Consider the following 15657-nt stretch of genomic DNA (forward strand, 5'->3'; position numbering starts at 1 on the left):
GCGTGCGCTTGCTGTGGCGGTGCTCGGGGAGTTGCGTCAACAGCGGCAGAACGGAGTGATTGATGAGCTCATTGGCCACGGATCGCGTAGACCAATGTTCATCCGGCGAATCTTCGGCACAACCGTTTGCTCTGTCACCCGCACAGACGGCCCTGTGGTACGCCCAGCGCATCCGTCCTGACGTGCCGCTGACCATCGCCCAGTACGTCGAGATCCACGGTGACCTCGACGCCGGACGTCTGCTGTACGCCATCGAGCGGTTCGGCGCCGAGACCCAGGTGGGTCACGTCCGGTTGGTGGAGATCGACGGCAATCCGTATCAGCTGGTCGACCCGGCCCATCGGCCCGGGTGGGGCCGCATCGACCTGCGCTCGGAGGTCGATCCGCACGCGGCGGCGCTGAGCTGGATGAACGAGCACGCGAACTCGCCGATCGATGTGGAGCGTGACCCGCTCACTACCAACGTGGTGCTGCGGACCGGCGATCTCGACTACATCTGGTACGCCCGCGGCCACCACATCGTCATCGACGGCTACGGCGCGATGAACGCGCTGACCCGGACCGCGGAGATCTACACCGCGCTGGAGAACCGGGCCGAACCGGTCGTCTCCCGTGCGACACCGCTGGCGGAGATCTACGCCGACGAGGCGCGCTACCGCGAATCCAGCCGGTTCAACAGCGACCGCGAGTATTGGCTCGAGCAGTTGGACGGCGTCGGCGAGCCGATGAGTCTGGGCGGCATCACGGTCACCACAGCCACCCACGCGGCGGGCCGCCGGCTGGCACCTGCCGTACTGGACGACGCATGCCGGGCCGCGATGGATGGCGCGACCAGGACGTACGGTACAGCCGACTCCGCTCTGTTCGTTGCGGCACTCGGCGCCTACGTCCGGTCGGTGACCGGGAACCCCGATGTGGTCCTGAGCCTGCCGGTCTCGGCGCGCACCACGGTATCGCTGCGGCGCTCGGCGGGTGTGGTGTCCAATGTCGTGCCGATCCGGTTGAAGTTCGGCAGCGAGACCACGCTCGCCGAACTGGTGAAAGCGGTCGAGCTGCAGATCACCGGTGCCCTGCGGCATCAGCGTTACCGCCACGACGACATCCGGCGCGACTGCGGTTACTCCCGTGACGCGCGCGGATTCTTCGGGCCGATGGTCAATGTCATGCTGTTCCACGACGAGTTGCGGTTCGGCAGTCTGGTCGGCTCGCTCAATGTGCTGGCCACCGGCCCGGTCGAAGATCTGTCGATCAACCTCTACAACGGTGCGGGCAATCGCATCCACGTCGACTTCGAGGCCAATCCCGAGCTGTACAGCGAGAGCGAGGTCGCCGGCCACCACGCGCGGTACCTCGACTTCTTGACCCGGTTCCTGGACGCGGATCCGGATACCCGCGCGGAATCGCTCGTCGCGATCACCGATGCCGAGCGAGACCAAGTGGTGCACGAATGGAACGCCACCGCGGCGCCGAAGCAGGAAGGCACGCTGGCGAGCCTGTTTGCCGAGCGCGTCGCCACCGACCCGGACGCGATCGCGCTCGAATTCGATGACGAGACGCTCACCTATGCCGAGTTCGACGAGCGCTCCAACCGCCTGGCCCGGCTGCTGATCGCGCGCGGCGCCGGCCCGGACACGACAGTCGGTCTGTGCCTTCGCCGCGGCATCGATCTCGTCGTCGGCATGTACGCGATCGTCAAGGCAGGCGCAGCCTACCTGCCGCTGGACCCCGAGCACCCCGCTGAGCGGATCGGCCAGATCGTGCACCAGGCCGAGCCCCTGTGCGTACTCATCGCGGCCAGAGACAACCTCGATCTGCCGGACGACATCAGCCAGTTGGCCATCGACATGGCGGACCTGTCGCGCTTCGGAGGCGCGGCGATCACCGACGCCGATCGTCACGGCGAACTGCGCCCCGACCACCTCGCGTACATCATCTTCACCTCCGGATCGACCGGAAAACCCAAGGGCGTGAGTGTGACCCACGCCGCGATCGTCAACCGCCTGCGCTGGATGCAGCACGAGTACCCGTTGGACAACTTCGACGCGGTGCTACAGAAGACGCCCGCCACCTTCGATGTGTCGGTGTGGGAGTTCTTCTGGCCGTTGCAGATCGGGGCTCGCTTGGTCGTCGCCGCGCCCGACGGGCACCGGGATCCGGCGTATCTGGCCCAGGTGATCGCTGAAAAGAACATCACTACAGCCCATTTCGTGCCGTCCATGCTCTCGGTGTTCGTCACCGACACCGATGTGCGTGAGTGCACCGGTCTGCGCAGGGTGTTCTGCAGTGGTGAGGCGCTGCCCGCCGCCACCATCCGCGACTTCCACGTGGCGCTGCGCGGATCCGAGCTGCACAACCTGTACGGCCCGACCGAGGCGGCCGTCGACGTCACCTACTGGCCGTGTCCTCCCGATCCGAGCGGTGTACCGATCGGCTCTCCGGTATGGAACACCCAGACCTACGTGTTGGATTCGCGGCTGCGGCCGGTCCCGCCGGGCGCAGCCGGTGAGCTGTATCTCGCGGGCGTCCAGCTGGCCCGCGGCTACGTCGGCCAGCCAAGGCTGACCGCGGATCGGTTCGTAGCCAACCCGTTCACGCCGGGCGCACGGATGTACCGCACCGGCGATCTGGCGCGCTGGCAGGTCGGCCATTCCGGGGCCGAGCCCGGTGTGCTGGAGTACCTGGGACGCAGCGACTTCCAAGTCAAGATCCGTGGCCTGCGTATCGAACTCGGCGAGATCGAGGCGGCGCTGCTCGACGACGAGCGGGTAGCGCGAGCGGTCTGCGTCGCGCACGCCGGGCGCACCGGCGACGAACTGGTCGCCTACGTGGTCGCGGCGAAGGACGGCGCGGGCGAGACACGACTGGACACGGCCGTGCTGCTCACCGCCTTGCGCCGCACGCTGCCCGGCTACATGGTTCCGACGGCGTTGATGGAACTCGACGAGCTACCGCTGAGCGCGAACGGCAAGATCGACCGCAAGGCGCTGCCCGCGCCGGCCGTCGGCTCGCGGCCGAACCGGCCGATCGCCGAGGCGCGTACCGAGGTGGAGCGGGTCCTCGCCGGAATCTTCGCGGAGGTCCTCGACACCGCCGAGGTCGGTGTCGAAGACAATTTCTTCGACCTCGGCGGCAACTCGCTGGTCGCCGCGCGTGCCGTGGCAAGGATCAACGCCGCGCTCGGAACCGGGCTGACCATCCGTGACCTGTTCGAGGCCGCGACTATCGCGGCCCTCACCCAGCGCTTCGCCATGCAGACCTCGGACACTTCCTCGCCGCGGTTGCTGCCGGGTGAGCGGCCGGACCGGATCCCGCTGTCCCAGGCGCAGCAGCGGCTATGGATCCTGAACCGGTTTGCCGAGCACGCCGCCGCGTACAACATGCCGCTGGCCGTCCAGATCGACGGCCCGCTGGATATAGCGGCGCTGCGCGCGGGCCTGGTCGATGTGATCGAACGACACGAGAGCCTGCGCACCACGTTTCCGGACTCACCACAGGGGCCGTTCCAGCGGATTCACCCGGCTGACGAGATTCCGCTGCCCCTCGATCCGATCGATGCCACCGCTGTGGACGTGGTGGAACTGGCCACCGAGTATGTCGGATACGGATTCGACCTGCGCAGCCAACCTCCGATCCGGGTCGCGCTGTATCGCACCGGGCCGGGGCAGCACGTGTTCCTCATCGTGCTGCACCATGTCTGCGCCGACGGCTGGTCGATCGCGCCGTTGGCCAGGGACCTGATGACGGCGGTGTCGGCTCGTGCCAAGGGTGCGCCGCCGCGGTGGACGCAGCTGCCGGTGCAGTATGCCGACTTCGCGCTCTGGCAGCGCGAACTACTCGGTGCGGAATCCGATCCGGCGAGCGCGCTCAGCCGCCAGCTGACGCACTGGCGTTCGGCACTGGCCGGGCTGCCCGAACAGCTCGACCTTCCGTTGGACCGCCCTCGCCCACTACACCGGGCCACCGTCGGCGGTCGGGTCGAGTTCACCATCGCTCCCGAGATTCGCCGCGCCGCAAGCGTACTCGCGGCCACCCGAGGTGTGAGCATGTTCATGGTGCTGCACGCGGCGCTGGCCACGGTGCTGTCGCGGTTGTGCGCGGCCACCGACATCGCCATCGGCACCCCGATCGCCGGCCGGTCCGACCCGGCACTGGACGATCTGGTCGGCATGTTCGTCAACACGCTCGTGCTGCGCACCGAGGTCGATCCGGCCGTGGGTTTCGATCGCATGCTCGATGTTGTGCGCGAGACCGATCTGAACGCGTTCGCCAACGCCGACGTGCCGTTCGAGCGCTTGGTCGAGGTGGTCAATCCGGAGCGTTCCGCGGCTCGGCACCCGTTGTTCCAGGTAATGCTGTCCTACGACCGCACGCCGGATCTCCGGATCGACCTGCCCGACGTGTGCGCCACGGTGCTGCCGATCGCCTCGGACATCGCGAAATTCGACTTGCAACTGGCCGTCCACGATGACGCGACGGATGGCCCCTTGGCGGCTGAATTCGGTTATGCCACAGATATTTTCGATGAGACGACGGTGGAGTCGTTCGCCCGTAGATTCGTCGCGGTGCTGAGCGGGGGAGTGGCCGCACCGAGTAGGCCGGTCGGTGATTTGCCCCTTCTGGACCGCAGGGAAGCCGCGAACCTGGTTCCGCTGGCCGGCGCGCCCGGCGAGCCGCCGATCACCTTGGCCAAGCTGCTCACCGACACCGCGGTCCGGCTGCCCGACGCTGTCGCGGTGCGCTACCTCGGCACCGACACCACATACCGTGAACTCGACGAGCGGTCGAATCGGCTGGCCCGTGTTCTGATCGAGCACGGCGCGGGTCCCGAGATGGTTGTCGCGATCGCGCTGCCGCGTGGCCTGGACTCCATCAGCGCGGTATGGGCGGTCGCGAAAACGGGTGCGGCCTATGTGCCGATCGACCCGAGCTACCCCGGTGAGCGGATCGCGCACATGCTCGGCGATTCCGGCGCCATGCTGGGTCTGACCGACGCCGACAGCTTGGCCGCCATGCCCGCCTGGCCCGCACCACGCGGCAAGCACCGGAAGACCTCCGTCGACTGGTTGGTGCTCGGTTCCGACGAGCTTGCCGGCGAACTCGCGAGTTCCGCGACGGACCCGATCACCGACGCCGACCGACACCACCCTATGCGGGTGAGCCACCCCGCCTACTTCATCTACACCTCGGGCTCGACCGGTACGCCCAAGGCGGTCGTGGTCACACATGCGGGCATCGCGTCGCTGGCCGGCGAGCAGAACCACCTGTTCGGCCTCTCGGATTCAGCGCGGACACTTCATTTCTCCTCGCCCAGCTTCGACGCGTCGGTGCTGGAGCTGCTGCTCGGCTTCGCCGCGGGCGCCACGATGGTGATCGCGCCCTCAGGCATGTACGGCGGTACCGAGCTGGCGACGTTGCTGCGCGACGAGCGGGTGACACATGCCTTCGTCACCCCCGCCGCACTGGCCACCGTGCCGAACGAAGGGCTCCCCGAACTCGGGACGGTCATCGTCGGTGGCGACGCCTGCTCCGAGGAACTGGTCGAAACCTGGACCGCGGGGCACCGCATGCACAACATGTACGGACCATCCGAGGCTACCGTCGCAGCCACGGCGACCGGTCCGATGGAACCGGGACGACCGGTGCCGGTCGGGCGCCCGGTGCGCGGCATGCGGCTGTTCGTGCTGGACAACCGGCTGCAACCGGTGCCGCCGGGCACGCAGGGTGAGCTGTACCTGTCAGGCCCCGGCCTGGCCCGTGGTTACCACAGCCGCTGCGGACTGACCGCGCAGCGGTTCCCGGCCAATCCGCACGGCAGGCGCGGCGAGCGGATGTACCGCACCGGCGACCTGGTGGTGCTGGAGCGGTCGGGACAGTTGCGCTTCCTCGGCCGCGCCGACGATCAGATCAAGATTCGCGGGTTCCGCGTCGAATTGCGCGAGATCGACCATGTCCTGCGCGGGCACCCCGGTGTCACGTTCGCGTTGACCGTGGCGCACACCGACGAACACGGTCAGTTGCGGCTCGCCGCGTACATCGCGGCCGACCCGGCGGTCGATTCGACCGAGATCGTGGAGACCGCGCGCCAGCGGTTGCCCGGCTATATGGTGCCTGCCTCGGTCACCGTGCTGGACCGGGTTCCGGTCACCCCGGCAGGCAAACTCGACCGAAAAGCATTGCCGGAGCCGGTGTTCACCGCGGTCAGTACCTCCCGTGCGCCGAGTAGCGAGGTCGAGCTGCGCGTCGCGGGCGTGTTCGGCGCTGTCCTCGGCCGTCCGGTCACCGGCGCCGAAGACAGCTTCTTCGACCTCGGAGGCAACTCGCTACTCGCCACCCGGCTGGCGGCCGCGCTGGACACGGAATTCGGCGTGCAGCTGCCGGTGCGCTCGATCTTCGATACGCCGACGATCGCCGGGGTCGCCGAGCAGCTGACGCTGGCGCCCCGGACGCAGCGGCAGACGCTGGCTGTGCAGACGCCACGTCCGGGACGTATACCATTGTCGCTCCCGCAGCAACGCCTGTGGTTCCTCAATCGATATGCTCCCGAATCGAGTGCTTACAACATCGCTTTCGTGATCCGGATCGCGGGCGAGGTGGACGTGCCCGCGCTGCGAGCCGCGCTGACCGACCTGGTCGAACGGCACGAGGTGCTGCGTACCGTGTTCCCGGAGGATGGCGACGGCGCACAGCAGGTGGTGCTACCGATCGAGAGCGCGATACCGAACCTGGCGCCGGCGGACATCGATGACTCCGGCGCCAAAGCCGCGCTGGAGGATCTCGCGCGCACCGGTTTCGACCTGACCACGCGGACGCCGCTGCGTCTGTCGCTGCTGCGCACCTCGCCCGAGCGCTACCTGCTCGGCATCGTGCTCCACCATATCGCCGCGGACGGCTGGTCGCTCGGGCCGCTGACCAGGGACTTGGCCGCCGCCTATGCGGCGCGCCAGGCCGGCGAAGCGCCGTCGTGGACGCCGCTTCCGGTGCAGTACATCGACTTCGGGCTCTGGCAGCGCGCCTGCCTGGGTGAGGAGAGCGATCCGGACAGTGTCGCAGGGACCCAACTGGAATACTGGCGGACCGCGCTGGCTGATCTGCCCCAGGAGCTGCCGCTGCCCTACGACCGGCCGCGTCCCGCAGAGCCGACGCATCAAGCCGCGACGGTGCGCTTCACGGTGCCCGATCCAGTGCAGCGCGCTCTCGCCGAGTTGGCCCGTGAACAAGGTGTCAGCATGTTCATGGTGCTGCGTTCGGCGCTCGCGGTGCTGCTGCGGGGCGTCACCGGTGGTCGTGACATCGCGATCGGCACGCCGATCGCGGGCCGTACCGACACCAAGCTCTACGAGCTGGTCGGCATGTTCGTGAACACCGTGGTGCTGCGCTCCGACGTGGACCCGGACCGTACGTTCGCCGCGCTGCTGCGGGCCGACCGGGACACCGAACTGTCCGCGATGGCACACGCCGACATCCCGTTCGACCGAGTCGTCGAGGAACTCGGCCGCGGCGTCCGCTCGGCCAGTCATCACCCGCTGTTCCAGGTCGCGTTGAGCGTGCAGGACGTCCCGGTGCCGAAGTTGGAGCTGCCTGGTCTCGCGCTGCGTGCCGAGGCATTGGACATCGCGCTGGCGAAATTCGACCTCGAACTGCGGGTCGCGAACCTCGGTTACGACGTAGGTGCGGGAGATACCGGCACTGCCTTCGAATTCGTCTACGCCACAGAGCTTTTCAACGCGATGACGATCGATACGCTGGCCGACCGGTTCCTGCGCGTGCTCGCCACCATAGCTGCCGAACCACGTATCCTGGTGCGCGACATCGATGTCCGTACCGATCGCGAGCGACGCACGCTTGCCCCGTCGCGCGGCGCGCAGGCGGCCCCACCGTGCACGCTGGCCACGTATTTCACCACTACCGCGCAGCGCTATCCGCACCACGCCGCGCTGCGCGCCGGCGCGATATCGATGACCTATGCCGAGGTCGACCACAGCTCGAATCGGTTGGCCCGGGCGCTGATCGCGCGCGGACTGGGGCCGGGATGCCGAGTGGCACTAGGGCTGATCCGTTCCATCGACTCCGTCGTGGCGATGCTGGCCGCGGCCAAGGCCGGAGCCGCGTTCGTGCCGGTCGATCCGCAGTACCCACCGGACCGTATCCAGCACATGCTCACCGATTCGGGGTGCGAGATCGGCATCACGGTCTCGAAGTTCGCCGAGCAGCTGCGCGCCGGAGCCCCCGAAGACCGCGACACCGTGTGGTTACTGCTGGACAGCCCCGAAGTCGCCGCCGAACTGGACGCCTACGCCGACGGTCCGATCGACGACCGGGAGCGGTCGCGCCGCATCCGGGTGGCCGACCTGGCCTACGTGATCTACACCTCGGGATCCACTGGCCAACCGAAGGGTGTCGCGGCGACCCATGCCGGCCTGTCCAACCTCGCCGACGAGATCCGCGACCGGACCGGGGTCGACGAGAACTCCCGGACGTTGCACTTCGCCACACCGAGCTTCGACGCGGCGATTCTGGATCTGTTGATCGCGGTGGGGGCGGGTGCGGCGATGGTGATCTGCCCGACGAACATCTACGGTGGCGACGAGCTGGCCGCATTGATGGAACGCGAACGGATCAGTCACGGCTTCATGACCACGGCCGCGCTGGCCACCATCGATCACGAACGCTGGCCGCTGCCGCACCTGCGTGCGCTGATGGTGGGTGGAGAGGCGTGCGGTCCGGATCTGGTGGCGCGCTGGGCGCCGGAGCGGTTGCTGTTCAACGTCTATGGGCCGACCGAGACCACGGTCGTCATCACCGCCTCCACTCCGATGCGGGTCGGCGAGATGATCACCATCGGTGGCCCGGTGCGTGGTGCCAGGGCGTTGGTCCTCGACGAGCGACTGCGTCCGGTGCCGGTCGGCGTGCCCGGCGAACTGTACCTCGGCGGGTACGGGGTGACGCGCGGCTACTTCGGCAGATTCGGTCTCACCGCGACGCGGTTCGTGGCCGACCCGTACGGCCCGGCAGGCGCCAGGATCTACCGGACCGGTGACGTCGTGCGCTGGAGCGCGGCGGGCGAGATCGTCTACCTCGGCCGCAGCGACCATCAGGTGAAGGTGCGCGGTTTCCGCATCGAGCTCGGCGAGATCAGCGTCGCGCTCGGTGGCCACCCCACGGTGCGGTTCGCGCACACCGAGGTGCGCCACATTGCGGGTGCGGACCGAATCGTGTCCTACGTCCAGCCTGCCGACCGATCCGCCGGGGTGGATGTCGAGGCCCTCCGTGCCGCCCTAGCACGGCGCCTGCCTGCTTATATGGTGCCCGCGAGCATCACTGTGCTGGAAACCCTCCCGCTGAACCCGGTCGGGAAGCTCGATACGAAAGCGCTGCCGCAACCGCGGATCATCGCGAACGCCGAAGGCCGCCCGCCGCGGACCCGTTCCGAGCGCCTGGTCGCCGACGTGATGGGTGAACTGCTCGGCGTGGACAGCCTGAACGCCGAGGATAGTTTCTTCGACAGCGGTGGAAACTCGCTGTTGGCCACGCAACTCGTCGCCCGGCTGGCCGCGGCGACGAACGTCCGGCTCGAGGTGCGCACCGTGTTTGCCTCGCCGACGGTCGCCGAACTCGCCGAGTTGCTGGCCGCCGGCGCCTCGGGTGCCGACCAGCACCCCGCGTTGGTCCGCCGCCCTCGTCCGGATCGGGTTCCGTTGTCGGCGGCACAGCAGCGGCTGTGGTTCCTGAATAGATTCAACGGTGGCGGCGCGACGGACCAGTCGGCGGGCGTGTACAACGTTCCGGTCGTGCTGCGGATGAAGGGCAGTCTCGACACCGACGCGCTGGTCCGCGCGCTACACAGCGTGCAGGCCAGGCACGAAACGCTGCGGACGGTGTTCCCGGAGACCGACGGTTCGCCCGCTCAGGTCGTCCTCGACCCGGTCGACGCCGCGATCACGCTGTTCGTCGCGACGATGCCGTCCGACCAGATCGACGGCGCCGTACGGCGTTTCGCCGCACCGGGATTCGACCTGGCCACCACCGTTCCGATCCGCGCCGGGCTGATCGCGGTGTCACCGTCGGGCGACACCACGGCGACCATCCCGGGCCGGGAGTGCGATGAGCACGTTCTCGTCGTGGTCGTGCACCACATCGCGATGGACGGCTGGTCACTCGAGCCGATGGCCGCAGACCTGGCCACGGCGTACCGCGCGGCGTGCGCGGGCACGACGCCGGGCTGGGGTGAGCTCGAAATCCAGTACGCCGACTACACCCTGTGGCAGCAGGATTTGCTCGGGATGGAAGACGACGCGGATTCGGCGGTGAGTCGTCAGCTCGACTACTGGCGGCGCACTCTGGACGGCATTCCCGAGCTGCTTCCGGTGCCCGCCGACCGGCCGCGTCCGCCGATGCCGTCCTACCGGGGTGGCACCGTGGAATGCGCGGTCGACGCAGCCACCCATCGTGAGCTGGTGGCGGTTGCCGGCAGCAACAACGTCAGCATGTTCATGGTGCTGCACGCGGCGCTGGCGGTGCTGCTGCATCGGGTGACCGCGATCGATGACATCGCGGTCGGCACCCCGATTGCAGGCCGCGGCCATCCCGCGCTGGACCGGATGGTCGGTATGTTCGTCAACACGCTGGTGTTGCGCACCGGGATCGATCCCGGCGCCCGCTTCACCGATTTGCTGCACACCGTGCGCGATGCCGATCTGGATGCCTTCGCCCACGCCGACGTTCCGTTCGAACGCCTCGTCGAGGTGCTCAACCCGGCCAGGTCCCAGGCGCATCACCCGATGTTCCAGGTGATGCTCTCGGTGCGTAACGAACCGGTAGGCGAGTTGTCGCTACCCGGGCTCCGGATAGCGGCGGCCGACGTGGAGACCGACATCGCGAAGTTCGACCTCCAGTTCACGCTGACCGAATCGCGAACGCCGCAACGAGATCCGGCGGGCATCAACCTTGCGGTGAACTACACGGCGGATCTGTTCGACGAGTCGACCGCCGAGCGCCTCGGCAAGCGACTGTGCCGGCTGCTCGCCGCGGTCGCCGCGAACCCGACCACGGCCGTGGGCGACCTCGAACTGCTCGATCCCGCCGAGTGGTTCGGACTGGCCCCGGTGCGCGGCGCGGAGCCAGATCGTCCGCTCACCTTCCCCCAGATGTTCGAGCAGGCCGCGAACGTCGACCGCGCCGCGGTCGCGCTGGTATCCGATGGCACCGACATCACCTATCACGCGCTGGACCGCTGGACGAACCGGCTGGCTCGGGTACTCATCAGGCGTGGCGTCGGTCCGGAGACCCTGGTGGCGCTGGGCATTCCGCGATCGGTCGAATCGGTGGCCACGGTGCTCGCGGTGGCCAAGACGGGTGCCGCGTTCGTGCCGGTCGACCCGCTGTACCCGGAGCATCGCATCGCGCATATGTTGTCGGATTCCGGTGCGGCGCTGGGCATCACGCTCTCGGAATACCGAGACGAGCTGCCCGAGCGCGTGGAGTGGATCACCCTGGATGATTCGAGATTCCGCACCCTCGTGCTCGACGCCTCCGATGCGCCGATCACCGACTCGGAGCGGATCGCGCCACTACGCATCTACAACCCGGCCTATGTGGTCTACACCTCCGGCTCGACCGGAACGCCGAAGGGCGTTGTGGTCACCCATGGCGGGCTGTCCAATTTCGCGGCCGAGACCGCGCACCGATTCGATGTTCGGCCCGGATGCCGCGTGCTGCACTTCGCGACGCCGAGTTTCGATGCGGCGATGCTCGATCTGCTGCTCGCGCTCGGTGGGGCGGCCACGTTGGTGATCACGCCCGCTGGCGTGATCGGTGGTGACGAACTCGGTCGGGTGTTCATCGAGGAGCGGATCACACACGCGTTCATCACCACCTCGGCGTTGGGCACGGTCGACCCTAGTGGGGTCACCGAGCTGCGGCACGTGCTGGTCGGAGGCGAGGCGCTGCCGCCGGATCTGGTGACCAGGTGGGCGCCGAACCGCAACCTGTACAACGTCTATGGGCCCACCGAGACCACGATCGTCACGGTGATCTCGCAGCCGATGACGCCGGGAGAGCCGATCACCATCGGCGGACCGATCCGCGGCGTCAATGCCACCGTCCTCGACCGGCGCCTGCATCCCGCCCCGGTCGGTGTCACCGGCGAGCTACACCTGGCGGGCGAAGCGCTGGCCCGCGGTTACCTGAATCAGCCGGGGCTCACCGCACAGCGGTTCGTCGCGAATCCATACGGGAAACCAGGCGAGCGAATGTACCGGACCGGTGACTTGGTGCGGTGGTGGTCCGGAGCGCGGAATACCGGGCCGTCCGTGGGCCGGTGGGCGGGTTCGGCGCAGGAGATCGAGTATGTCGGCCGCACCGACCACCAGATCAAGATTCGCGGCTTCCGTGTCGAACTCGGCGAGATCGACACCGCGCTCGCGCGTCATGGCGCAGTGGCGTTCTCCACCACCATCGGACATCGCACGCCGTCCGGCGCGACGGCCCTGGTCTCGTACGTGCGGGCGCGCGCCGGCGTCACGCTCACCGCAGCCGAACTGACCGCTCATCTCAGCGGACTGGTGCCGAACTACATGGTTCCGCAGTCGATCATGCTGCTCGAGGAAGTGCCGCTGAGCCCGGTGGGCAAGTTGGATCGCACGGCGCTTCCGGAGCCGGTGTTCACCGCTTCCGAAGGTTTTCGCGCGCCATCCACCACGACCGAGGCGGTGTTGTGCGCGGCGTTCGCCGCGGTGCTCGGCGTGGAGTCGGTAGGTGCGGACGATGGGTTCTTCGAACTTGGCGGCAACTCGCTACTGGCCACCAAAGTCGTTGCGCACCTGCGCGACAGCGGGATCGACCTCCCGGTGCAACTGATGTTCGGCGACGCGACCCCGGCGGCCATCGCGGCGCGGCTGGACAGCGCAGACGCCACTCCGGGCGCGGCGATGGCCGCGGCACTGGCGCCGCTGCTGCCCATCCGGCCGAGCACGGTCGCGAGCCAGGCGCCGTTGTTCTGTATTCATCCGGCTATCGGGCTGGCCTGGTGCTATTCAGGGTTGCTCGCGCACCTCGCACCGGACCGCCCGGTGTACGGATTGCAAGCCCCGCACGTCGCGGGCGAAGGCGGCTACGATTCGATCGTCGAGGCCGCGAGCCACTACGTGGCCACCATCAGGTCGGTCCAGCCGCAGGGGCCCTATCACCTGCTCGGCTGGTCGCTGGGCGGATTGATCGCGCACGAGATGGCGGTGCAGTTGCAAGAAGCGGGTCATGAGGTCGCGCTGCTGTCGATGATGGACAGCTACCGGCTCTCCGACGAATGGCTCGAGCATGCGATCCCGAGCGTGGCCGAGATCATCGGCGAGTTCGGCAGCGACGAGGTCGGTGCGGAGATCGATCCGGCGATGAACCTGCGCGACGCGGCCGAACTGCTGCGCTCGCGGTCCGGACCGTTCCAGGCGCTGACCGTCGAGCATCTGGAGCGGCTCTATGTCGGCTACGCCAATGGCACCGTTCTCGCGCACGGCTTCCGTCCGCGCGTCTTCGAGGGCGATCTGCTGTTCTTCACCGCCGGAGATGACCCGATCAACCGAGCCGACCCGGACCGACGCGCCGGCTCCTGGCAGCCGTTTGTCACCGGTGACATCCACGATCACGAGCTGCGCTGTCAGCACTCCGCGATGACCACGCCGGATTCGCTGGCGGTCATCGGACCGGTACTGCGCGCGTGGCTGGAAACGAAGGAGATACACAGGTGAGCTTGGCGGTGGAGGTAACCGGGCTGGTCAAGAATTACGGCCGGGTCCGCGTGCTGGACGAGATCGACCTGGAGATCCCCACCGGCACGGTGATGGGTCTACTCGGACCGAACGGCGCGGGCAAGACCACGACCGTCCGGGTCGTCACGACGCTGCTGAAACCGTGCGCCGGATCGGTGCGGGTTGCGGGCATCGACGTCCTGCACGACCCCGCTGCGGCGCGTCGGCGGATCGGCCTGTCCGGTCAGTACGCCGCGGTCGACGCCAATCTGTCCGGATTCGAGAACCTGCGCATGGTGGCGCGCCTGTACGGGATGTCGACCAAACAAGCGACCGTCAGGGCGGCGGAACTGCTCAGCGTGCTGGGGCTCGAGCACGCCGCCAACCGCAGGGCGGGCACCTATTCCGGCGGTATGGCTCGGCGGCTCGATCTAGCGGGCGCGCTGGTCGCCCGGCCCGCGGTGGTGGTCCTCGACGAACCGACCACCGGGCTGGACCCGCGTGGCAGGCTCGACATGTGGGGTGTCATCGGCGATCTCGTCGACGACGGCACCACGGTGCTGCTCACTACGCAGTACTTGGAAGAGGCCGACCTGCTCGCGGACCGGATCACGGTGATAGACCACGGCCGGGTCATAGCCCGGGGCTCGGCCGACGAGCTGAAGACCTCGATCGGCGGTGACCGGCTCACAGTGACATTGGCCGCAGGCCAGGACGCCGGGCCCGCGCTCGCGGTACTCGCGCAAGCCGGGATCGGCGAGCCGATTCACGAAACGGGCACCGATGAGGCGTCGGTGATGGTCGGTGACGGCTCGCGCACGATGGTCGAGGCGCTGCGCAGACTCGATGACGCGGGCGTCTGCGTGGTCGACGCGACCGTGCACCGACCCAGTCTCGACGATGTATTCCTCTCGCTCACCGGGAAGGTGAGCAATCAGCCGGTCACTGAGCCGGAAATCGACGACGTACAAGAGGAGATCATGTCGTGAGCACCGCGGTAGTGGGGGAGGAGTCCGCGCAGGGAGAAGCGGACCCGAAAATGGCTGCGGTGCCGGCGGACTCCGGTCCCCGGCTGCGAATGTTTCGTGACAGCGCCATCGTCGCCTACCGCAACCTGCTGACCATTCTGCGCGTTCCCACCCTGCTGGTGACGGCGACGATCCAGCCATTGATGTTCGTGTTCCTCTTCGCCTACATCTTCGGCGCCTCACTGGGCGGCGGCCAATACCGCGAATTCCTGCTCGCGGGAATCTTCACACAGACGGTGGCGTTCAACGCGGCGTTCACCACGGTCGGACTCGCAGGAGACCTGCAGAAGGGCATCATCGACCGCATGCGTGCCCTGCCGATGTCGCGCTTGGCCGTGCTGATGGGCCGCACCCTGTCGGACCTGGTGGTGAATATCCTCAGCCTGGCCGTCATGGTCGGGTGCGGATACGTTGTCGGCTGGCGGATCAACGGTGGTGTCGCGGATGCCGTGTTGGCTTTCGCGGTGATTCTGCTGTTCGCGTTCGCGATGTCGTGGGTCGGTGCGTTCACCGGCCTGCTGTCGCCGAACGTCGAGGTGGCGCAGAGTGCCGGACTCATCTGGCTGTTTCCCCTGACGTTCATCTCGTCGGCTTTCATTTCGGCCGAGACGCTGCCTGGTCCGCTGCGCACCGTCGCCGAATGGAATCCGATCACCGCGGTGTCGGCTGCGGGCCGCAAGTTGTTCGACAATGGGTCGCCGCCTACTTTCGTCCCGCCGTCCGGCTGGGCGGCCGAGCACTGCATCGAATACTCGGTGGCCTGTTCGGTGGCAATTCTCGCGGTGGCGATGCCGCTGGCGCTGCTGCGCTACCGCAAGGTAGCCAGTCACTGATCTCGGGGCGATAGCACGGAAAACGAATGGCCGTCGCATCTTTCGATGCGACGGCCA

At 67.9% G+C, this 15657-nt stretch carries 3 protein-coding genes; all 3 read left to right on the top strand.

All coding sequences use genetic code 11. The features are described 5' to 3' along the window. Positions 1–62 precede the first annotated feature (62 nt). The 3 genes from AB0C34_RS07195 (at position 63) to AB0C34_RS07205 (ending at position 15600) form a co-directional block, all read left to right on the top strand. The gene (locus AB0C34_RS07195; RefSeq protein WP_357068289.1) at positions 63–13739 is read left to right on the top strand and encodes an amino acid adenylation domain-containing protein; all 13677 of its coding nucleotides are present in this window, start codon (positions 63–65) and stop codon (positions 13737–13739) included. Beyond that, positions 13736–14728 (top strand): ATP-binding cassette domain-containing protein, encoded by a 993-nt coding sequence (locus AB0C34_RS07200; protein WP_357068291.1) that lies wholly within the window; start codon positions 13736–13738, stop codon positions 14726–14728. Before AB0C34_RS07195 ends, AB0C34_RS07200 begins: the two co-directional genes overlap by 4 nt. Positions 14729–14817: 89 nt before the next feature. After that, the gene (locus tag AB0C34_RS07205; protein ID WP_357068562.1) at positions 14818–15600 is read left to right on the top strand and encodes an ABC transporter permease; all 783 of its coding nucleotides are present in this window, start codon (positions 14818–14820) and stop codon (positions 15598–15600) included. The last annotated feature ends 57 nt before the right edge of the window (positions 15601–15657 follow it).

The organism is Nocardia sp. NPDC049220, assembly GCF_040647855.1.
Taxonomy (GTDB): domain Bacteria; phylum Actinomycetota; class Actinomycetes; order Mycobacteriales; family Mycobacteriaceae; genus Nocardia.

Excerpts from the sequence above, each read along its gene's own strand:
- AB0C34_RS07195 (WP_357068289.1), top strand. The coding sequence starts at position 63 with ATGAGCTCATTGGCCACGGATCGCGTAGACCAATGTTCATCCGGCGAA.
- AB0C34_RS07205 (WP_357068562.1), top strand. The coding sequence starts at position 14,818 with ATGTTTCGTGACAGCGCCATCGTCGCCTACCGCAACCTGCTGACCATT.